The sequence below is a fragment of the Chryseobacterium sp. UF-290 genome, assembly GCF_058245615.1.
The window spans coordinates 13,926-36,432 of the sequence record NZ_JBSICB010000023.1; the positions used below are offsets into that span (position 1 = coordinate 13,926).

Sequence of the window (22,507 nt, forward strand, 5' to 3'; positions counted from 1 at the left end):
ATTTAATTCTTTACTAAATTTTCGTTCTTTAAAAGAACTTCTTCAGCTAACTGAATATACTGAACAGCTCCTTTACTTTCGGCATCATAATTCAGGATACTTTCTCCAAAACTAGGAGCTTCACTTAATCTTACGTTTCTGCTGATAATGGTTTCGAAAACCATTTCAGGGAAATGCAAATTCACTTCTTCCACAACCTGGTTAGACAGTCTTAGCCGGCTGTCATACATCGTAAGAAGAAGACCTTCTATCCCAAGATCTTTGTTGTGGATCTTCTGAACATTTTTGACGGTATTCAAAAGTTTCCCCAGCCCTTCCAATGCAAAGTACTCACACTGGATCGGGATGATCACAGAGTCTGCCGCTGTAAGGGCATTCACGGTAATAAGACCTAAACTCGGCGCACAGTCGATAATGATATAGTCATAATCATCTCTTACGCTGGCCAATGCTTTTTTCAGCATATATTCACGGTCTTCCTTGTCTACCAATTCGATTTCCGCTGCTACAAGATCGATATGTGACGGAATAATATCCAGGTTTGGAGTGGCAGTTCTTTTGATACAAACTCTTGTCTCCGCGCTGTGCTCTAAAAGATTATATGTAGAATACTGAACATCTTCAACGCCCAGACCCGATGTAGCATTCGCCTGAGGGTCAGCGTCAATGATCAATATTTTCTTTTCCAATACTCCTAATGCTGCTGCCAAGTTTACAGCGGTAGTTGTTTTACCAACTCCCCCTTTTTGATTAGCAATACCTATGATTTTTGCCATTATTCGAACTTTAAGTTTCAAAAATACACTTTTTTCTTTGCTCCCGGTGAATGAAGAAAATCAAAATTGAGTTAAAATATTGTTAATAAGCACTTTAACTATTAAAAAAATTATCCACAAAAAAAATTCTTTGTGGATAACTATTTAAAATTTGTTTTCAGGATCAATTAATCAAACTTCATTGAGATCGGAAATTTGAAATAACTTCTTACGGATTCTCCCTTTTTATTTTTGGCGGGAGTCCATTTTCCTTTACTCGAGATCGATTTAATTGTTCTTATTGCCTCATTGTTAAAATCGGCGTTGGTTCCATTAGCTTTTACCCCTGAAATCGTTCCATCTATTTCTACAATAAAGGTAACTGTAGTTTTCACCAACTCTTCTGATTCAAATCCTGAACCGTCAAAGTTGTTCATCACTTTATTTCTGAAAGAGTCTATACCTCCTATGAAATTGGCTTCTACTCCAAGTTCTCCTGACTCTGCAATTCTGGTTTTATCCACCGGATCAGAAATTACTGGCGGCGGAGTATTCATTACCGGCCCTGTTCCAACCGGAATGGTTGTCGGAACATGGGTATTAGGTGTCACAGGATCTCCTTTAAAATTATTTGTAAAGCCTGCTACAGCGTCATCAGGAATAGGATCTTTTTTCACATTATCCTGAGCAGTACTAGATGGTGTAGGTACTGTGCTATCAAACGTTTTTGTATTGGGAGCACTCGCTGGTTTTACAGGTTCAATTTTTACTGGTGGTGTTTCAGGTTCATCAGGAATTACCATCGGTGGAGGAAGTACATATCCACCATCAGTGATCACTTCTGAAGTCTTAAACGCTGAAATCACAAACGGTGTAATTGACACAGCAGCCATTAAACTTACACCTATAAAAAGTGCTTTGGTTAATATTCTATCTGATTCGTTTCTTAATACATATGCCCCATATTCTTTGTTACGGTGCTCAAAAAGAACTTCGTTAAAGCGAAATTCCTGGTTTTGATTCTGGTGTTTCATCACTATTACTATTTAAACTGTTAAAAAAAGCGATTATTAGTTTTTCAGTTCTTATCGATAAGCAATGTTTCAATATCAAAATATCTGCCAGAATTTTATCAAAACAACATAATATTAGAAAAAATTATGATAAAGTTTAAAATTTAACATTTTAAAAATAGAAAGTCTATACAAAATCTGCTTTATATTTTGAATAAGACAGCAGACAGGAAATTCACACGATACCATCAAGAATTTGAAATAAAACCACAGATGACACAGATTTCCACAGATGATTGTGCCTATTTTCATTTAAAAGAATTGTGATCTTTGCAGTTGACTATTCGGCATAAAAAAGAGATCATCGTTTGATGATCTCTTACTATTTTATTTTTCAGGAATATTAGAATAATTCTTTTCTGATGATGTTCTGACTTCTTTCAGGGCCTACAGAAACCAGGTACACATTGATTCCTAAATATTTCTCAATAAACTCGATGTATTTCTGAGCATTGTCCGGAAGTTCATCATAGCTTCTTGCTTTTGTGATATCTTCTTCCCAACCTGGCAGATCCTGATAGATTGGCTCATAGTTATACAACTTCTCTGTTGACGAAGTAAAGTAATCGATAATTTTTCCGTCTTCAGTTTTGTAATGGGTAACGATTTTAAGGTTGTCAATGCCTGTAAGAACATCTAGTTTTGTAATCACAAGGTTATTGATTCCGTTGATCATACAAGCATGCTTTAAAGAAACAAGGTCTAACCATCCTGTTCTTCTCGGTCTTCCTGTAGTCGCGCCGAATTCACCACCGATCTGTCTGATCTTTTCTCCTAATTCATTGTCCAGCTCAGACGGGAAAGGTCCGTTTCCAACTCTTGTACAGTATGCTTTTGCTACCCCGATAAGGTTCTGAAGTGATGTCGGTGGCACTCCTGCTCCTGTACAAACGCCTCCTGTAGACGGAGAGGATGAAGTTACATATGGATATGTACCGAAGTCAATATCAAGCATCAATGCCTGAGCACCTTCGAATAGCACGTTCTTTCCTTCGTGGATCGCTTCATTCAGTTCCAGTTCCGTATCAACGATTCTGTCCTGAAGCTGCTTTCCGATCTCTAGGAATTCGTTGTAGATCTCTTCAACATCTAAAACAGGCTTTCCGTAGTATTTTTCAAAAAGAGAGTTCTTAACTTTTAAGTTCTTCTCGATTTTTTCTCTTAAAATCTCAGGGTTTAAAAGATCTACCATTCTGATCCCAATTCTTGCGATTTTATCTTCATAGCAAGGTCCGATCCCTTTTTTGGTAGTTCCGATCTGAGTTCCACCGTGCTCCTCTTCACGGTAAGTATCCAAAAGGATATGGTAAGGCATGATCACATGCGCTCTTCTGCTGATAAAAATGTGATCTGTTCTCAAGCCTTTGCTCTCGATCTGATTCACTTCTTTAATAAAAGATTTAGGGTTTACCACTACTCCGTTCGCAATGATACATTTCCCTTTGCATTGAAGAACTCCTGAAGGAAGAAGGTGTAGAACGAATTTTTCATCTCCCACATAAACCGTGTGACCAGCGTTGTCTCCACCCTGGAAACGCACTACATAGTCCGATTTTGCTGATAAAACATCCGTTATTTTTCCTTTGCCTTCATCTCCGTACTGAAGACCTACAACTACATAAGTTGACATATTTTACTTTTGTTTTTAGATTCGTGCAAAATTACTTTTAAAAAAAATGACGACCAAATTATAGTGAATATTTATTTGGAGTTGGGATGAAAATCATGGGATTATATTTTTTTTATTTATTTTTAAATTATCATGAAAGAAAAATTAAAAAAGAAAAAGGTTAAATAAGTTTTAAACTTGATCTTAATTTAAAATAATATATTTCTATCTTTGATTGTTATCAATACATGCCCCTAATTGCTATGACCTTATCCCAAAAATCAGACTATTTACCGTCCAATATCAATAGCGAGTCCCAGCTTTTCTACACTCTCTTTTCACCAGAAACAGCAAAAGCTACTCTGCTCATTGTTCACGGTATGCAGGAACACAGCGGAAGATATGCAGAAATAGCAGAATATTTTTCCAGCTATGGGATTGCTGTATTGACATATGATCATTTAGGGCATGGAAAATCCGTGAAAGAGAAAAAGGATATTGGATTCTTCCAGCTTAGTAAACCGGATGAAAGACTTATTTCAGATGCGGAAATGATGGCAGAGCATCTTGCAGAGCAATATCCGGATGTTCCGCATTTTATTCTTGGCCATTCTATGGGATCTTTTGTAACCCGTTGTCTCCTGCAAAAGGCAGGCAATAAGTTTGCGGGAGCCATCATTACCGGAACCGGAGGACCGTTAGCTGGAATCAATGTATTAAAAGGATATTTGTCGCTGGCTACTACTATTGCTCCAAGACACCGTACTTTTTTGAACTCTGTTTTTACCCGTGTCAATAACAAACATTTTAAAAAGGATAAAGGCTTCAGCGATACCAGCTGGCTCAGTGTAAATCCTAAGAACAGAAGAGATTTTGAGAAGGATGAGCTTTGCGGAATTCCGTTTACCCATAATGCTTTTTATACCTTATTTGCCATTTACAAAAAGGCTACAGCAAGAGATTGGGCAGCAGCAATCTCCCAATCGTTCCCATTTCTGTTTATAAGCGGACAGAATGATCCGATCGGTGATTTCAGTAAAGGAGTGATGGAAACTGTTGATCATTTAAAAGCAGACGGATTCCGGGATGTGGATTTTAAGCTCTATCCCGGTATGCGCCATGAGATCCTGAATGAAGAAATCAGAGAAGAGGTTCTTCATAGGATCTATGAATGGATTGTAAAACATTGTGAATAAATGCTTATAGATTAATAATATCTCGCAGATCAGGCAGATGACTGTGTTTTATTCTATCTGCTTAGTCTGCGAGATTTCTATCTTATTCACCTACTATTATCTCCCGGTCAATTCCAATTTCCTCCAGAAAAACCTCATCGTGTGAGATGACCAGCAGGGTTCCCTGATAGTCTCTGATAGAATTCGTCAGAATCTCCACATTCTGCAAATCCAGGTTATTGGTAGGTTCATCAAGAATAATCATATCCGGAGCTTTATTGCTGATAGACAATCCGCACAGCAGCAAGCGTAACCTTTCTCCCCCGCTCAGCACTCCACATTTTTTATCCCAGGTATCTTTACCGAACAGGAATCTGGACAATAATGTTTTCACTTCGGATTCCTGTAGTACACTATCGTTAAACGTCTGAACAAAATCATAAATGGTTTCATCATTATTAATCAGGGAATATTCCTGATCGATATAGATACTGCTGAATTCCGCTCTGCTGATATTCCCGGCATTGGGCTCAATATTCGCTAACAACAGTTTTATCAAAGTCGTTTTCCCCGAACCATTTGACCCTTTAATGGAGATTCTGTCACCACTCCGGATTTCAAGATTGATATTTTCTTTCCAAAGGTTTTCCCGGATATATGTAAAGTTAATTTCCGCCGCTGAAATCAAAATTTTCCCGGAATGTAAATTCGAATCATTAAAATTCACTTTCATCTGGTCAGCATTTCTCACTGACGAACGCAAATCCCTCAAATCATCGGAAATATCATTGATCTTCTCTGCATGAACAGACTTTAATTTTGAAGAATTTTTCTCTGCATTATTTCGCAATGTATTCATCATGATTCTCGCCACACCTGATTTTTCCTGCTTCCCTTTTCCCCGTGCATCCAGCTTTTGCTTTCGCTCCAACGTTTCACGTTCTTTTTCCCTGGCCTTTTTCAAAGCCCGTTCTTTAACATGAATATCATTATGCAAAGCTTCTTCCTCAATTTCTTTCTGTTCGGCATAGAAATCATAGTTCCCGCCATAAGTCGCAATCCCCTGATTACTTAGCTCAAATATGGTATCGACAAGATTAAGCAATGTACGGTCGTGACTCACGATGACAACTGTTGCTTCTGTTTTTTGAATAAGCTCATAGAGTAATTTTCTTCCTTCAAGATCCAGGTGATTCGTCGGTTCATCCAGGATCATCACATCAGGCTGGCAGATCTGAATACCTGCAAGAAAAACCTTGGTTTTCTGACCGCCGCTTAAATCTTCAAGGGGCTGGCTGAGCTCAAAGCTTCCAAGTCCCCAATGCTCCAGTGCGTTCTTACAGCGTTCTTCAATATCCCAGTCATCATTTAACGTCTCAAAATAGATTTCATCCACCTCTCCATTCGTGATTTTCTGAAGGGCATTCAGCTTCTGATCTATTTTCAGACATTGGGCTATGGTCCGGTTATTAAAGTTTCCAAACATTTGAGGAACGTAGAAAACATCCCCCTGAATATTAACATTTCCGCTTAATGGCTGTATTTCTCCAGCTATAATTTTCAGCAGGGTCGATTTTCCCGTGCCGTTACTTCCCACCAATGCGGATGTGGTGTGAGATTGTATCGTAAAATTGATAGAATTGAATAGCAGATTTCCTCCCGGAAACCCAAAGGACATATGTTGCAGTAAAATCATGATTTCTTTCTTAATAATGGTTAAACACCAATAACGCTGTGGCTATTGTCTGATCAAATCTGAAAGAAATTATATCCTACATGTCTGTATTTTTGGGTTTTGAAAGGACAAAGATAGTACAAATCCGGGATTAAACACAAAAAGATTTTAATCAAAAATCAAAAATCCGTAACTTTGCCTCCTACTAAAAATTTTATGGAAAGCATTAAAGTTCACGACAAAACATTCGTTCCTTATTTAGAGGATGCCGAAATTCAGGAAATTGTAAAAGAGACAGCGTTAAGAATTTATGAAGATTACAAGGATGAAGTTCCTGTTTTCATTGGCGTTTTGAATGGGGTAATTATGTTCTTCTCAGATCTTTTAAAGTACTACCCGGGTGAATGCGAAATTGCCTTCATCCAAATGAGTTCTTATGTAGGAACTGAATCTACAGGAATCGTTTACCAGAAAATGGAACTGACTAAAGATGTGAAAGACCGTCACATCATTCTTGTAGAAGATATCGTTGACACAGGAAATACTGTTGAGAGTCTTTTCAAGTATTTCAAGGAAACACAACGTCCTAAATCCGTAAAGCTGGCAAGTTTCTTACTGAAACCTGAAATTTACAAGAAAGATTTCAAGCTGGATTACATCGGAAAGGAAATTCCCAATAAATTCGTCCTTGGATATGGTCTTGATTATGATGAATTAGGAAGAAACTTACCTAATTTGTATCAACTAGCAGACGGACAAATCAACCATTAAAAACGGCTATTAGCTTCTAGCTTCTGGCTATTAGCTTTTAAATAAATTTCTAAAAAAGTAATTATTAACTAAACAAAGCTAAAAGCAAAAAGCAAGTCGCCAAAGGCCGAGAGCCGGAAGCAGAATGCCAATTGCCGGCAGCGAATCAACATTATGATAAACATTGTTCTGTTCGGCCCTCCAGGAAGTGGAAAAGGAACACAAGCCCAGAATCTCATCGAAAAATTCAATTTAAAGCAGGTCTCAACAGGTGATCTTTTCCGATACAATATGAAAAATGACACCGAACTTGGAAAACTGGCTAAGTCTTATATCGATAAGGGAGAATTGGTTCCGGATCAGGTAACAACAGATATGCTGATCGATGAGATCAGAAAGCCTACCGATACCAACGGTTTTATCTTTGACGGATATCCAAGAACTACAGCCCAAACAGAGGCTTTGGAAAAGATCGTTAAAGAAGAGCTGAATGACGAGATCGATATCTGTCTTTCATTGGTAGTAGAGGATAAGATTTTGGTTGAAAGACTTCTGAAAAGAGGTGAAACCAGCGGAAGATCTGACGACAGCAATGTAGAGATCATCGAAAACAGAATTAAAGAATATTACACTAAAACAGCAGAAGTAGCCGAGCTTTATAAGCAGCAGGGAAAATATGTGGAGGTAAACGGTGTAGGAGAAATTGATGAGATTTCCCAGAAACTTTTCGCTGAGGTAGAGAAAATTAAATAATCGGGATACGGGATACAAAATTGTGTCCCATACCCGTAACTTGCAACACAAACTATATGTCTAACTTTGTAGATTACGTAAAGATCCATTGTAAAAGCGGACACGGAGGTGCTGGTTCTGCCCACCTTCGCCGTGAAAAGTATATTCCCAAAGGTGGTCCTGACGGTGGCGACGGAGGTCGTGGAGGTCACATCATCATGAAAGGAAATGCTAATGAATGGACTTTGCTTCCCCTCCGATACACCCGTCACGTAAAAGCTGAGCGTGGTGAAAACGGAGGTAAAAACCAGCTGACCGGAGCCTTCGGAGCTGATGTTTATATTGAGGTTCCGGTAGGAACTATTGCCAAGAATGAAGAAGGTGAAATCATCGGCGAAATCATGGAGGATAAGCAAGAGATCATCCTGATGCATGGTGGTAAAGGAGGTTTAGGAAACGAGCACTTCAAATCTTCAACCAATCAGACACCAAGATATGCACAGCCTGGTCTTCCCGGAGAAGAAGGATTTATTGTCTTCGAGCTTAAAATTCTGGCTGATGTAGGGCTGGTTGGGTTTCCGAATGCCGGAAAATCTACACTTTTAGCATCTGTATCCGCAGCAAAACCAAAAATTGCTGACTATGCCTTTACAACGCTTACTCCCAATCTTGGAATCGTAGATTACAGAAATTACAAGTCTTTTGTAATGGCTGATATCCCCGGGATCATTGAAGGAGCTGCAGAAGGAAAAGGACTGGGACACAGATTCCTTAGACATATTGAAAGAAATTCTATTCTTTTATTCCTGATTCCGGCTGATTCTGAAGATCACTTCCAGGAGTTTAAGATTCTTGAAAATGAATTGAAAGAATATAATCCTGAATTGTTAGATAAAGATTTCATTGTTTCCATTTCAAAATCCGATCTTCTGGATGATGAACTGAAAAAGGAGATTGCCGCTGAATTCCCGGAAAACAAACAGCCTTTATTCTTCTCAGGAGTAACCGGAGAAGGTCTTGTAGAGCTGAAGGATGCTATCTGGAAACATCTACACGGATAAGTTTCGAGATATTCAATTCAAAAAATACAATAAAATAAAGGGAGGCACCAAAGCTTCTCTTTATTTTTTTACCATTTTCAGCCGCAAGATTGGAATAGCTATTGAAAGATACTTTGAAATTGAAACATGAACTTGATGGGGGATTATTTCCATTCCTTGGAGCATCCAATTTAGTGTGGTCATTTTTGTTTTTTTAAGGGTAAAAAAGCGGAATAAAATTCTTAAAAATATTTAAACTACCTTTGCAAAATGTAATTCTTTCAATCTGAAGGAATTTTTATTTAAATTTTAAAATAGTTCATTTGAATTTTACAGACTTAAACTTAATAGAACCTATTGCAAAAGCAATACAGGAGCAGGGATACACAACTCCTACTCCTATCCAGGAAAGATCTATTCCTGATATTTTAGACGGCAGAGACTTTTTAGGCTGTGCACAAACCGGAACCGGAAAAACAGCTGCTTTTTCCATTCCTATTCTACAGAATTTATCTAAAAATAAAATTTCTAACAATCATATAAAAGCATTAATTCTTACACCAACCAGAGAATTGGCTATTCAAATTGAAGAAAACATTAATGCTTATAGTAAGTATCTTCCTTTAAAGCAACTTGTTATTTTTGGAGGGGTAAAACAGGGAAATCAGGAAGCTGCTCTGAAAAAAGGAGTTGATATTCTGGTTGCTACACCGGGAAGGCTCCTTGACTTTATCGCCCAGGGGATTGTCAGCCTGAAGAACCTTGAGATCTTTGTACTTGACGAAGCAGACAGAATGCTGGATATGGGGTTCGTACATGATGTGAAAAGAATCATTAAGCTTTTACCACAGAAAAGACAGACTTTATTCTTCTCCGCAACGATGCCGGGTGAAATCCAGAAGCTGGCCAATTCAATCCTGAATAATCCCGTAAAAGTAGAAGTTACTCCTGTCTCGTCTACTGCGGATACGATCAAGCAGTCTGTGTATTTTGTTGAAAAGGAGAACAAGCTGAACTTATTATCCCATATTCTGCAAAATGATATTTCAGATTCCGTATTGGTATTCGCCAGAACAAAACATGGAGCGGATAAGATTGCAAGAAAACTTCAGAAAGATAATATTTCTGCTGAAGCCATTCATGGTAACAAGTCCCAGAATGCCAGACAAAATGCGCTGAACAACTTTAAATCAGGAAAAACCAGGGTTCTTGTTGCTACAGATATTGCTGCGAGAGGAATTGATATTGATGAATTGAAATTCGTTATCAATTTTGAGCTGTCTGATGTGTCCGAAACCTATGTACACCGTATCGGAAGAACGGGAAGAGCCGGAGCTGAAGGAACTTCCATATCTTTTGTGGACGGACTGGATCTTTTAAATTTAAAGAATACGGAAAAGCTGATCGGAAAGAAAATTCCTGTGATCAAAAATCATCCGTTCCATACTGATGATCTGGTTGTTCAGAAAAGAGATTCCAATAATAAGCCGGCTCCTGCAGGCGGAGAAAAACCAAAGACTTCTGGCGGTAATAACTCCAGATCGAATAAAAACCGTAATAAGCCTTCTGCAACAGCTTCGGTAGGTTTTAAAAAACCTAAGAACAAGAATTTCACAAGAAAGAAATAAAATAAAACCCTTTTCAAAAAAATGAAAAGGGTTTTTATTTTATCGTTTAAAATGTTACTTAAAAAGATTCTTTGCATTTTCCGTAGTGATACGGTCTATCTCTGAAAAACTTTTCCCATAGATGTTCACCAGCTTTCCGGCTACCAGATCGAGATATGAGCTTTCATTTCTTTTGCCTCTGTGCGGAACCGGGGCCAAATAGGGTGAGTCGGTTTCCAATACAATTTTATCCAGGGGAATCTCATTCAGAAACTGATCTATTTTTCCATTTTTAAAGGTCACTACCCCACCGATTCCTAAAATAAAATTAAGGTCGATAGCATGCCGTGCCTGCTCCAGATTTCCTGAAAAGCAATGGAAGATCCCCCTCAGTTTCGGATGTTTTTTTCTTTCCAGCACTTCGAACGTTTCTTCAAAGCTTTCTCTTGTATGAATTACGATCGGAAGGTCTTTTTCTATGGCCCAGTCGATCTGCTGTTCAAAGGCTTTCACCTGAATATCCAAAGTCGTTTTATCCCAGTACAGATCAATTCCGATCTCTCCTATCGCAGGAAAATGTCTCTGATCCAGATAGTTTTTTACAATTTCCAATTCTTTTTCCCAGGACTCCGGCTTTACATAGCAAGGATGTAATCCCATCATTGAAAATACATGTCCCGGATATTCCGTTTCCAGCTGCAGCATTTTCTCATGGGATTCAGAATCAATGGCCGGAAGATAAAATTCTGTAATTCCTTTATCTAAAGCTCTCTGAATAGCTTCTTTTCTATCTTCATCGAATTCTTCCGCATATAAATGGGTATGTGTATCAATCATTTTCGTATAGTTTTAACAGATCTTCGTAAGGGTTTTCAAGGCCCATAAGCATTCCGAATGCCGGTTCTGTTTTGATCCCCTGTTTTTTCAGTTCTATTATTTTTTGTTTAAATTCTTCTCCCTTTTCCTTCAATATTCTGTATTCAGCAATCATATGCCTGTAAGCATTCTGTTCTGTTACAGGTTTATTCTGCCCAAAGATCTCAATCGGAAACTCTTCCAGCATAAAGTTCAGCACGATACATTTCTCTCCGTTAATGATGCTGTTGTTAATTTTCAAATCAGCATCAGCTGGTATTAATCCGCTTGCTGCTATTTCATTCAGAAAATTTTCTTCAAGCCCGGGCTTAACTTCACAAATGATATCCAGATCACTGCTCTCAATATCAATCTCTATAGGAATTGTTCCTGCCAATAACGGAGAATAGTGGCTTAGCTTTTCAAACACATTATATCGGGTAAGAACTTCGTGAGCCCTTTTCTGTCTTTCGTTACCACTTTTCAGATAGTCCGTTTTTGTAAAATCGATCATTTAAAATATAGAATGTTTTACTTTCTTACGCTGGTTTTCAATCCTCTGATCAAGCTTTTCTCTGAACTCAATATACTTCGGATCTTTTTTGTCACTGGTCTTATGTTCCAAAGCCTTGATAATTTTAAAGTTCTCTTTAATAAAGCTTTGAGTTTCACCTGAAAAATAAGCACTTCCAAATTTGTCAAAAATATAATTGACCGCCTGAGTACTTGGATGGATCATATCTTCTTTATAAAAACGGTAGTCCCGCAGGTCATCCATTAAAATCTCATAGACAGGGAGGTAATGACAGTCTTCAAACATCGAAATCGATTCATGAATGGCTGTAATTAATTTGGATTTGCTCAGCTGGTTCTCGATCATGCCATCCTTGGTATGCCTTACAGGTGAAACAGTGAATAAAATCTGTACTCCTTCTTTACAGATATCCTTAAGCTCCAGGATCGTATTATAAATAGAGCCTGTCAGCTCCTGATGGGAAAGCAGTCTTTTTTCAAAAAACTTCTGTGGAATTTTGTGACAGTTGGCCACCAGCTTTTTCTTGGGAAGAAATTCATAGATGAATGAGGAGCCATAGGTGATAATGATCCAGTCGGCTTCCTGAAGGAATGCATTTCCTTCTTCAATCGCTTTGTTGATCTTATCTAAAGTCTGATGGATATACCGGGTATCAAAGCTTGTATGATGATCCAGAGAGATATATTCTTCGTGATAGGTAATCAGCTCTTCTTCTTGATAAAATTCCGAATCATGAAGCCTTGCTACTGCATTATTGATTGAAAACGGGTTAAAGATCGTTCCAAACGGATTATTGAGGGTCTGAAGCTGCCCGTCTTTCAGAAGATCGGTCATTTCCGTGGCAAAACAGGAGCCTATTGAAAATATCTTATCTTCAATCTCTATTTTCTTTTCTGATACAGGGATATCAACTTCGGTTCTGAACTTCATGTGTAAGGGGTTAGGATTTAGGTAACAGGGCCCAGAGTGTTTCCCTACATCCTAAGCCCTACTTCCTATTACCTTATTTAACTTTCTCTTCTCAGCAAGTAGTTTGCCAGTTCGATAAACGGTTTTTTCTTTTCTTCAGGAACGTCTATTTTCTGAAGGTAGCTTTGTCCGATCTCATTGTGCTTTTCGATCAGGCGTAATGCTTTTTCATCTACTTTTGTTCTTCTGAATATCTTTTCTACTCCATAGATCTTGTCTACATTGTCGGTCTTTTTAGAATACCAGTAGTCAAGCTCTTTTCTTTCTTCCTCCGTAGCATGTTCTCTTGCCAGCAGGTATAATACGGTCTTCTTATTTTCGTAGATATCTCCGGCATGCTTTTTCCCAAACTGTGCCTGATCTCCGAATACGTCAAGATAATCATCCATGATCTGGAATGCAATTCCGATATGCTTTCCGAAATTGAAGATCGCTTTAGCATCCTTAAAGTCGGCTTTTGCGATCAAAGCTCCGATCTCAAACGAGGAAGCACTTAATACTCCCGTTTTATAGGTGATCATTCTGATATAATCATCAAAGGTAACGTTCTCCTGGGTTTCAAAATTAATATCATACTGCTGTCCTTCACATAATAGAAGTCCGGTATGGGTGAAAATTCTGATACATGCTTTAAAGATTTCAGGCTCAAGGTCTTCAAAGAATTTATAGGCCTTTAGCATAAGTCCGTCTCCGGACAGGATTCCCACGTTAATCCCATGTAAGGTATGAATCGTAGGTTTGTTTCTTCTTAAAGGAGCTTCATCCATAATATCATCATGGATCAGCGTGAAATTATGGAAAAATTCGATCGCTAGCGCCGGTTTGATCGCCTGCTTAAGATCACCTCCGAATAAATCACATGCCATAAGAACCATAATAGGACGAAGACGTTTCCCTCCGTGAGAGATGATATAGTTCATCGGATCATATAATTCCGTAGGTTTATCTTTAAAAGTATATTTACTGATGGCGTCTGCAACAATTTGTTGGTATCTGTCTAAAAATTCCATAAAATCTAGTAGTTTGAGCAAAAATACGATTTTTCAAAGGTTCAGAAAACAAAACACCTACTCTTTTAACGAAAGTTTGTGAAGTTTAAGTCATCATTTTGATCATACATTTCAGTGATGTGAATGAAGACTGATTTAAATAAAAAAACTTTGCCCTTACGGACAAAGTCTATATGATTATATTGATTTGTATCTTAAGAAAAGAATCTTACCAGAAGGTAGGTAATTCCTGCTACGATCGCAGAGATTGGAATTGTTAAAACCCAAGCCCAAAGAAGGCTTACCGTAATCCCCCATCGTACTGCTGAAACTCTTTTCGTCAATCCTACCCCGATGATAGAACCTGTGATCGTATGTGTTGTAGATACAGGAATACCAAAATGGTCTGTAATGAATAGAGTGATCGCTCCTGCAGTTTCTGCACTTACTCCCTCCAGAGATGTTACTTTTGTAATCTTGGTCCCCATTGTTTTGATGATCTTCCAACCACCGCTCATCGTCCCTAAACCAATGGCAAGGAATGAAACCAGAGGAACCCAAAGATAATGCTGGGCAAAATAGTCAAAACGTCCTGCAGCAGGAATGTTCAGATAAACCGGATCCTGAAGCATCTCAACATGATAATAGATCAGTGCTGCTCCAATGATACCCATTACCTTCTGTGCATCGTTCAGACCGTGTCCTAAACTGAATAACGCTGAAGAAGCCAGCTGTAATCTCTTAAAAGACTGATCTGCTTTGTGCGGATTTGATTTTTTATAAAGATGAACGATAATTAGTGTAATAATGATCGAGATGATCATCCCTATAATCGGAGCCATGAAAATGAAAAGGAAAATAGGAATTACTTTATCAAACTTTACTACGCTCTGGCGGGTTACCTGGCTGAAAGCTTCTTTAATCGTTCCCCATGTCCCAAGGTCCGGCTGTGCCGCAACTACATCATGATAGTCCATCATAAAAGCATGCATAAGAGCTGCCCCCAGGAAACCTCCGATCAGCGTATGTGACGATGAAGAAGGAATTCCGAACCACCATGTAAGCAGGTTCCAGGCAATAGCTGCCATAAGACCGGAAAATATAACTTCAAGGGTGATAAAATTCTCATTAACTGTTTTGGCAATTGTATTACCAATTTTGAATTCTCCAATAATATAAGCAGCGATAAAGAAGGCTGCAAAGTTCCAAAGCGCCGCCCAAAGTACAGCCTGGAATGGAGTTAAAACTTTTGTTGAAACTATAGTTGCAATTGAGTTGGCCGCATCATGGAAACCATTGATATAATCGAAGATCAGAGCCAACGCAATAATAACTATAAGTAAAATCGGAAATTCCATTTTTTGCTATGTATTAGGCGTATTTAATCATGATGTTCTCAATCGTGTTGGCAACATCTTCTGCTTTGTCTGTTACTATTTCAAGATAGTTCAATACAGATGAAACCTTAATGATATTGATCGCGTCATTGGTTTCAAATAATTCTACCATTGAGTTGGAAAGCAGATCATCTGCAATATTTTCAATAGAGTTTACCTTGATACAAGCTTCTTTCACCTGCTCCATGTTTTTGAACCCTTTAAGGTTTTTCATTGCATTCTGAATTTCAAGACATGCTTTGTGGATCAGTAAAGAGAAGTCTGAGTACGCCTTCATCTCCGGTGATTTGTATAGGAAAATATATTTTGTAGAAGCGTAGATATAATCGGCAATATCGTCTAATCCTGTTGCCAGTGTGTGAATGTCTTCACGGTCAAAAGGCGTAATAAAGTTTTTCCCCAGCTCTACGAAGATCTCATGTGTAAGCTCATCATTTTTGTGCTCGAAATCGCTCATTTTTTTCAACATGGAATCGTCATTAAGATCGAAATCCTTGATTCCTGTGTTGAATTCTTCAGACATTGCAACTAGGTTTTCAGTTACCTTTTCAAAAAGTACAAAGAAGATTTTATCTTTCGGTTGAAAAGCGTGGAAAATATTACCAATTCCCATTTTTTAGTATTTATAATTCGTGTGCAAATTTCTTAAAAAAGGATTGTACGTGAAACTATATAACATTAAGTTTTGTTAACATTAGCTTACGGCCTGAATATCAAATAAAAAAACCGACATTACTGCCGGTTTTGTAGGGTATGAAAAGGAAATTAGTTAGCTACTTCAGCTCTCATATCTTTTCCTTTGAATTTCATTGATTGAATATTGCTTAAGACATTGTCTTTAAACGATTTTTCAACTTCGAAGAAAGAGAATTTCTCTAAAATTTCGATATCACCTATTTCAGCTCTTTTCTTGCTTTTTCCGCCAGCAGTAGCTTTATTGATAATATCTAAAACATCAAGCTTCTTCAATTGATCTTTCTTTCCAAGATTAAAGAAGAATCTTACCATGTTCTCATCTTTTCTTCTCGGCTTTCCGCCACGGTCTCTGTCTCTTCCGCGGTCTCTGTCACGATCTCTTCCTCTATCTCTGTCTCTGTCACGTCCGCGATCTCTTCTTGAGTAATCATCATCTCTGCTGCTCAGTTTCTGCTCAATAAGATCGTGCTTATCTTTGTAATATAAAGCGAGGTCTCTCAATTGGAACTGTAGCAACTGGTGCACCAATTCTTCTTTTGAGAAGTTGCTCAGATCAGGAATTAAACTATCATCAAATTCAAAAAGATTTTCGTGCTCTGTTAATAATTTTTCAAAAACACCACCTACCTGAGCTTTAATGATTTCATCACCTGTAGGTATAAATTTTTCGTTAATTTCAATTTTTGTTGAAGATTTGATCTGCTTCAGTTTTCTGCTTTCTTCCGGCTTGATCAACGCCATAGAAATACCGTCTTTCCCTGCTCTACCTGTTCTTCCGCTTCTGTGAACGAATACTTCAGGATCATCAGGTAAAGAAAAATGAATAACGTGAGTCAGGGAGTTTACATCCAGTCCTCTTGCTGCAACGTCTGTCGCTACAAGGATATCGATGTTCTTCAATCTGAATTTCTTCATTACCGTATCTCTTTGCGCCTGAGAAAGGTCTCCGTGTAGCGCGTCAGCTGCATAGCCATTCTGCATCAGGAAATCTGCCACCTCCTGAGTTTCCATTCTCGTTCTGCAGAAGATGATGGAATACTGGTTAGGATTCGCATCGATCAATCTTTTTAAAGCTTCTTTTTTCTGACGGTACCCTACCACATAATATTCGTGAGTAATGTTCTTCTTCACTTCGTTGATAGAACCTACTGAAATACGGTGCGGCTTTGTAAGGTAATTTTTGGAAATTCTTTCCACCTCCTTGTTCATCGTTGCAGAGAATAAGAAAGTCTGTTTAGTTTCCGGTGTTTCGCTCAGAATGGTTTCCAATTCATCCTTGAATCCCATAGAAAGCATTTCATCAGCCTCGTCTAATACTAACCAATGAATGGCAGAAAAGTCAAGTGCTTTTCTGTTGATAAGGTCGATTACTCTTCCCGGAGTTCCCACAATGATCTGTGGCTTATCCCTCAAAGATCTCATCTGATCTACAATACTACTTCCACCATAAACCGCAGTTGTTTTGATGTCTTTCATGTATTTAGAGTAATTCTTTATGTCTTTAGAAATCTGAAGACATAATTCCCGTGTCGGACAAAGCACCAATAATTGGATTTTGCGACTCGTATCGTCAATCATATCCAAAATCGGAAGCGAAAATGCTGCTGTTTTGCCTGTCCCCGTCTGCGCAAGTGCGATCAAGTCGCGAATATCTGAAAGAATAAAAGGGATAGTCTGTTTTTGGATTTCTGTTGGGCTTTCGTAACCCAGTTCGCCAATTGCCTTAAGAATATCAGGACTTAAATTGGTTTCCGTAAATAAATTCATTAACTATTTTAAAATTTTTGCAAAGATACAATAAATATTTGATTTGTTTTTGAATAAAGTTTTAAATATACAAACTTAAATTCAGAATCCTTTAAGATATTTTTAATTTTTGGAAAATTAAATCTAAAAAAATAAGCCTTGAGTTAAAAAGTTGTTAAACATTATTTTTTTTTATTAAATTGGATTGATTTTTTCTTTATTATTTATGAATAATCAAAAATAAAATCACCAAATATTTTTTTTCTTCTTTTAATATTCCCACTTATTATGTAAATTTGGTTGTCAATTTTTAGCTGATTTTTAATTGAATAAAAAAATTATTTTCAAAATAATTGTTCACTGGCAACCAGAAATAAAAAACACCAAACAAGCAAAATTATGTCAGCAAGCATTTCTTCCAAAACATTTGACTTCTTAAAAAAGTTAAGCAAGAATAATAACCGTGAGTGGTTCAACGAAAATAAAAACCTGTATACAGAATCACAGGAAAATGTAGTTGCATTTCTGGACCAGCTGATCAAAGAAATGTCCGGTTTTGATGAGGAACTTGCTAAGATCGACAGTAAAAAATCATTGTTCAGAATATATCGTGATACCCGGTTTTCAAAGGATAAATCTCCTTATAAGACCAATTTCGGGGCTTCATTGGGAATGGGAAAGGGAAATCAGAAAGGAGGGTATTATCTTCACATGGAACCTGGAAAGTCTTTCCTGGCCGGCGGAATCTACATGCCCGAATCTTCTGTTTTGAAAGAAGTACGCAAAGAGATCTCTCTGTATGGCGATGATTTTCTTAAGATTGTCAATAATAAAGATTTTAAAAAGCATTTTCCGGAACTTGACCAGGATGATAAGCTGAAGAAAGTGCCTCAAGGTTTTGAAAAAGAAGATCCCATGGCGGAATACCTGAAGCTTAAAAACTTTATTGTAGTATATCCGCTGAAAGATGAAGAAGTTTTGGATAAAAACGCAGTAAAAAACCTGACAAAAGTATTCAGGCTGATGAAGCCTTTCAATGATTTTCTGAATACTCCTTTTTCTTTAGATTCTAACTGAATCCAGATAATATCAAATCTCCCGCAGATTTGGATGATTAAGCAGATTATAAGGGTTAAACTCTATACCATCTGTGGCAAAAATCCGCATTTTCCGCAAGATCTGCGAGAGATACAATAAACACCGATATAAAATCTTTAAACTCCATTTCAAAAATCTATTCATCTGCTGACAATCCTTCCCGGGATGCGTTCAAAACATGCTAAAAATCATTTTTCACCTACAAAACAGACCACAAGCGCTAAATACTGAAAATCAATAAATTATATTTAACATTTTTTAAGATAAGTTTTACATTTTTGTTTATCTTTGCTGTTCGTCAAAAAGCTAGGGATGTCTTTATACCAAAAAATAGCAGAAAAGCTACAATATATAAGTCCGGATTTTTATAAAAAAAGATATTTTAAGAACTTAAACAATCTTAATAAAGATAATTTTTCAGAACGCAATGTAGAGCCGGAGTTGGTATGGATCAAGGAATATCTCCCTAAAAATGCTGTAATACTGGACATTGGAGCAAATGTAGGAACTTTTCTCTATCAGCTGGAAAACAAATTGGATCATGAACATATTTATGGTTTTGAACCCAATAAAAAACTTTACCGACGGTTAAAAAGACTGTTTCCATTAATGCGCATCCTTCCTTTAGCCCTTTCTGACGAAAATATGATAGCGGAATTTAAAGTTCCGGTTATCAATGGCAAAGCAATTGCGTCCCGTGGTACTTTAAACACCTCTTACAAGGAAAAAGGGGAAGAAAAAAGCTACACAGAAAAAGTGAAGGTTATCAAACTGGACGAATGGGCAGCTCTGGAACACTTCAACAGACTGGATTTCATCAAAATAGACGTTGAAGGAAACGAAATAAAAACTCTTTCAGGAGCCAGAGAAACGATTAAACGGTTCCTTCCCACCTTAATGGTAGAAATGGAACAAAGACACCACCAAACCCCGATATGGAAAGAGATCTCTGAAGTAGCAAGCTGGGGATATGAAGTCAAGTATCTCAACAGAGACCGCTTCACGCTGGAACCGCTTACAGAAGATATTCTATTACAAAATACAAACGACGAAAAAAATAAAACCCAGTACATCAACAATATTATTTTTATACCTAAAAACTTTTAAAACAACTTTATGAGTGTAGTAGCGAGACAAGGCTTCAAATATTCCATTATCGGTTATATTGGTTTTTTGCTGGGCACAGTTTCCGCAATATTCATTTTTCCGAATGATTTTGAATTTTATGGAAAGCTTCGCTACAGTATGCAGACCGCCGAGATGCTTGTTCCTTTCGTTGTATTCGGGATTTCTTATGCGAATGTAAAGTTCTTTAATTCCTTACAGAAGGATGGTAAAAATCAGAACATGCTATCGCTTTCACTTGTCGCTGTTCTGATCAACTTTCTCATATTTGCCACGGTATTCTTTATTCTTCCTTATTTCTACCCGAAGTTCATTCATTCGGAAGCCTGGAAAATTAAAAAAATTATTCTCCCCTTAATTCTAATATTGTCTCTCTGCGCTATTTTCAATAAATATACTTCCAACTATAAAAGAATCGTTGTTTCTAATATTTTTGACAATCTTCTTCCTAAAATAGCCAATCTGGGAGCTTTCTGTCTCTTCTTTTATTTTTCTCTGTCTCAAAATATCGCTTTGGCATTCTTCTTCGGGATATTTACACTCATGCTTTTCGGGTATATTTATTATACGAATAAGCTTGAGAAAATCCAATTTGATATCAGCACAGATTATTTCAAAAAAAATGACTTCTGGAAAGAGTTCCTGAACTACAGTTTCTTTGGCTTTCTTGGAACATTTGGAAATTATCTGGCGATCAACAGTTTTATGATCGGAGAATTTATGGGAATGGAAGAAAACGGGATCTACTCCGTTCTGTATGCCTTAATTTCCCTCATCTCTATTCCACAGCTGGGATTATTCAACATATCTGCTCCTATTATTAGTAAAAACCTTGCTGATGGGGATATGGAAGAGCTTGACAGATTCCACAAGAAAACTTCTTTATCCTTATACTTTTTAGGAGCTGTATTATTTTCCTGCATTATGGTTGGATTCCCTTATCTGACACAGTTTATGCCCAAAAACGGCACTATGCTCAGAGAATATGAGCCGGTAGTATGGATCTGGGGCTCTGCTGTCCTTATAGACCTGGCAACCGGATTCAACGGAAATATTATTTCGCTTTCAAAGTATTACAGATTCAATATCCTTGTGATGCTTCTATTAGCAGGGCTAACAATCGGACTTAATTATTATTTCATCAAGAATACAGATCTTAAACTGATCGGTATTGCCTTATCCACAGCTATTTCTCTGACGACCTACAATGTTGTCAAGATTGTCTTCAATTATATTGTATTTAAAGTTTCGCCATTGAGCATTGAAATGATCTTTGTTTCCATTATATGTACCCTTGCTATCACAGTGGCTATCGTTCTACCCAACTTCAGCAGCAATCTCATCAACCTTATTTATAAGCCTGCAGTCGTTTTAGCATTGATCTACGTTGGGAATTATTTCACAAAAATATTCCCGATAGAAGATTATCTGAATATGAAGTTTATTAAGAGTGTTTTTAAGATCAAATAGTGAAGCTGATAAGGCTAAGAAGGTGTTTTGTAAAATTTTGTTTTAAGCGGAAATAAGCTGGCTTAAAAGGTGTTCCAGTCTTTTTTGTACTTCTCTCCTGCCATAATTTTTTTGAAAATCAAAATCAATTCCGGAAAGTTCATTCCACTGTTCAAGAATATTATCTTTCTCAGGCAGAATAAATTTCAGTTTTGACGGATAATTTTCAGGAAAAACCGCCAGTTTCCCATAAGCGATGGCATCCCCCAGGTTTCCGGTCATCTTGGTAACTCCATACACCTCCTTTATACTGAAAAACTCGGTTTCCTGCTGAATCGGGCACCACAAAACGTCTGCTTTCTGCATCCATTGCTCAAAATTTTCAGAAGAAACCCTCTCGGAAAAAAACATAATGCTGATATTTTCCGGTAATTGCGCTGATAGGCTTTTAAGCTGTTTCAATTCATTGCCTTGCGCCTTTCCAAGAAAAACGAATTCATAAAGATTATCTGTCTCTAAATGTCGGAGAGTTTTAAAAATATAATTGTAATCTCTTCTTTTCTGTGAAACACCACCGGGAATAACGACCGTGCACTTTTCATTTTCAGTCTTATCAAAGCTTCTGGTATAAAAAAGGGGAAAAAACTGATATTTTTCCGATGATAACGCCTCATCCAGCACTAAAAGGGATTTTGCTTTCCGATATACTTCGGAAGAATAGAACAGGCTTTCTTTCCACCACAATTTCAGCCTGTAGATCACATCTCCTTTGAAAATATTTTTCAACAGATCTTTTCTGGAAGCTTTTGTAAAATTGAGATTATGGGTAATAACCGCTGTGTTATATTTCTCTGTAATAACCAGAAATGTGTTGAAAAAACGATGAACGGTTCCAATAATGACCAGGTCATATTCTTTAGCTTTCAGCTGGTCTAAAATCATAGAGCTGTCTGACAGATATACTGCTTTATCATGTCTGCTGATCTGATCCTTAATCTTTTTTGAAAAATAATAATCTACTGCAAAATGTTGAGTCTCCTCCATGATATCCATGAAAGCCTGGGCAATTTCTGCATGAGTGTCTATTTCTATGTATGCTATTTTTTTCACAGGTTAATGGAAGTTAGATCTTTTTACTTTTGTAAGCTTTGGCTAAAGCGTTGAGTTTTTTATTTTTTATTAGCGGGCGAAAACATGGTTTTATTGATATGCATTATCTTTCGACCAAATAG

20 protein-coding genes are annotated in these 22,507 nt (G+C 37.4%); 8 read left to right on the forward strand and 12 right to left on the reverse strand.

What is annotated here, in order from left to right; all coding sequences use genetic code 11:
* Positions 1–2 precede the first annotated feature (2 nt).
* The 3 genes from AC4IF5_RS19325 to AC4IF5_RS19335 form a co-directional block, all read right to left on the reverse strand.
* A complete protein-coding gene (locus AC4IF5_RS19325; RefSeq protein ID WP_490737414.1) occupies positions 3–776 on the reverse strand; it encodes a ParA family protein in 774 nt (257 codons plus the stop codon).
* A 167-nt stretch (positions 777–943) separates the two neighbouring features.
* Positions 944–1,789, reverse strand: coding sequence for an energy transducer TonB (locus AC4IF5_RS19330; RefSeq protein ID WP_490737416.1), 846 nt, complete (start codon positions 1,787–1,789; stop codon positions 944–946).
* 382 nt (positions 1,790–2,171) lie between these two features.
* A complete protein-coding gene (locus AC4IF5_RS19335) occupies positions 2,172–3,458 on the reverse strand; it encodes an adenylosuccinate synthase (RefSeq protein WP_490737418.1) in 1,287 nt (428 codons plus the stop codon).
* Positions 3,459–3,685: 227 nt separating this feature from the next.
* On the opposite strand from AC4IF5_RS19335, the gene AC4IF5_RS19340 reads away from it, so the two are divergent.
* Complete coding sequence (locus AC4IF5_RS19340; RefSeq protein ID WP_490737420.1) at positions 3,686–4,633, forward strand: alpha/beta fold hydrolase; 948 nt, start codon at positions 3,686–3,688, stop codon at positions 4,631–4,633.
* Positions 4,634–4,715: 82 nt separating this feature from the next.
* Here the strand turns inward: AC4IF5_RS19340 and AC4IF5_RS19345 are convergent, their stop codons facing one another.
* Positions 4,716–6,308, reverse strand: coding sequence for an ABC-F family ATP-binding cassette domain-containing protein (locus AC4IF5_RS19345; RefSeq protein WP_490737422.1), 1,593 nt, complete (start codon positions 6,306–6,308; stop codon positions 4,716–4,718).
* A 195-nt stretch (positions 6,309–6,503) separates the two neighbouring features.
* On the opposite strand from AC4IF5_RS19345, the gene AC4IF5_RS19350 reads away from it, so the two are divergent.
* The 4 genes from AC4IF5_RS19350 (at position 6,504) to AC4IF5_RS19365 (ending at position 10,437) form a co-directional block, all read left to right on the forward strand.
* On the forward strand, positions 6,504–7,058 hold the full coding sequence (locus tag AC4IF5_RS19350; RefSeq protein ID WP_123275533.1) for a phosphoribosyltransferase: 555 nt from the start codon (positions 6,504–6,506) through the stop codon (positions 7,056–7,058).
* A gap of 153 nt (positions 7,059–7,211) precedes the next feature.
* The gene (locus AC4IF5_RS19355; protein WP_490737425.1) at positions 7,212–7,790 is read left to right on the forward strand and encodes an adenylate kinase; all 579 of its coding nucleotides are present in this window, start codon (positions 7,212–7,214) and stop codon (positions 7,788–7,790) included.
* A 56-nt stretch (positions 7,791–7,846) separates the two neighbouring features.
* Positions 7,847–8,830, forward strand: a complete 984-nt coding sequence (gene obgE / locus AC4IF5_RS19360) for a GTPase ObgE (protein ID WP_490737427.1) — start codon at positions 7,847–7,849, stop codon at positions 8,828–8,830.
* A gap of 302 nt (positions 8,831–9,132) precedes the next feature.
* Positions 9,133–10,437, forward strand: a complete 1,305-nt coding sequence (locus AC4IF5_RS19365; protein ID WP_490737428.1) for a DEAD/DEAH box helicase — start codon at positions 9,133–9,135, stop codon at positions 10,435–10,437.
* 54 nt (positions 10,438–10,491) lie between these two features.
* Here the strand turns inward: AC4IF5_RS19365 and AC4IF5_RS19370 are convergent, their stop codons facing one another.
* From AC4IF5_RS19370 to AC4IF5_RS19400, 7 genes are all read right to left on the reverse strand, one after another.
* The gene (locus AC4IF5_RS19370; RefSeq protein WP_490737430.1) at positions 10,492–11,253 is read right to left on the reverse strand and encodes a TatD family hydrolase; all 762 of its coding nucleotides are present in this window, start codon (positions 11,251–11,253) and stop codon (positions 10,492–10,494) included.
* A complete protein-coding gene (locus AC4IF5_RS19375; RefSeq protein ID WP_490737432.1) occupies positions 11,246–11,785 on the reverse strand; it encodes a DUF4269 domain-containing protein in 540 nt (179 codons plus the stop codon). Before AC4IF5_RS19375 ends, AC4IF5_RS19370 begins: the two co-directional genes overlap by 8 nt.
* The gene (locus tag AC4IF5_RS19380) at positions 11,786–12,736 is read right to left on the reverse strand and encodes a GSCFA domain-containing protein (protein WP_490737434.1); all 951 of its coding nucleotides are present in this window, start codon (positions 12,734–12,736) and stop codon (positions 11,786–11,788) included.
* A gap of 77 nt (positions 12,737–12,813) precedes the next feature.
* Positions 12,814–13,785 (reverse strand): polyprenyl synthetase family protein, encoded by a 972-nt coding sequence (locus AC4IF5_RS19385; protein WP_490737436.1) that lies wholly within the window; start codon positions 13,783–13,785, stop codon positions 12,814–12,816.
* A gap of 194 nt (positions 13,786–13,979) precedes the next feature.
* Positions 13,980–15,122, reverse strand: a complete 1,143-nt coding sequence (locus AC4IF5_RS19390) for an inorganic phosphate transporter (RefSeq protein ID WP_490737438.1) — start codon at positions 15,120–15,122, stop codon at positions 13,980–13,982.
* 13 nt (positions 15,123–15,135) lie between these two features.
* Positions 15,136–15,774, reverse strand: a complete 639-nt coding sequence (locus tag AC4IF5_RS19395) for a DUF47 domain-containing protein (protein WP_027374906.1) — start codon at positions 15,772–15,774, stop codon at positions 15,136–15,138.
* A 152-nt stretch (positions 15,775–15,926) separates the two neighbouring features.
* The gene (locus AC4IF5_RS19400) at positions 15,927–17,624 is read right to left on the reverse strand and encodes a DEAD/DEAH box helicase (protein WP_490737441.1); all 1,698 of its coding nucleotides are present in this window, start codon (positions 17,622–17,624) and stop codon (positions 15,927–15,929) included.
* 378 nt (positions 17,625–18,002) lie between these two features.
* Between AC4IF5_RS19400 and AC4IF5_RS19405 the strand changes: the two genes are divergently transcribed.
* From AC4IF5_RS19405 to AC4IF5_RS19415, 3 genes are all read left to right on the forward strand, one after another.
* The gene (locus AC4IF5_RS19405) at positions 18,003–18,680 is read left to right on the forward strand and encodes a DUF2461 domain-containing protein (protein WP_490737443.1); all 678 of its coding nucleotides are present in this window, start codon (positions 18,003–18,005) and stop codon (positions 18,678–18,680) included.
* 333 nt (positions 18,681–19,013) lie between these two features.
* The gene (locus AC4IF5_RS19410; RefSeq protein WP_490737445.1) at positions 19,014–19,808 is read left to right on the forward strand and encodes an FkbM family methyltransferase; all 795 of its coding nucleotides are present in this window, start codon (positions 19,014–19,016) and stop codon (positions 19,806–19,808) included.
* Positions 19,809–19,817: 9 nt separating this feature from the next.
* Positions 19,818–21,296: a lipopolysaccharide biosynthesis protein gene (locus AC4IF5_RS19415; RefSeq protein ID WP_490737447.1), complete on the forward strand. Its 1,479-nt coding sequence runs from the start codon at positions 19,818–19,820 to the stop codon at positions 21,294–21,296.
* A gap of 42 nt (positions 21,297–21,338) precedes the next feature.
* Here the strand turns inward: AC4IF5_RS19415 and AC4IF5_RS19420 are convergent, their stop codons facing one another.
* Complete coding sequence (locus tag AC4IF5_RS19420) at positions 21,339–22,385, reverse strand: hypothetical protein (protein WP_490737449.1); 1,047 nt, start codon at positions 22,383–22,385, stop codon at positions 21,339–21,341.
* Positions 22,386–22,507 lie beyond the last annotated feature (122 nt).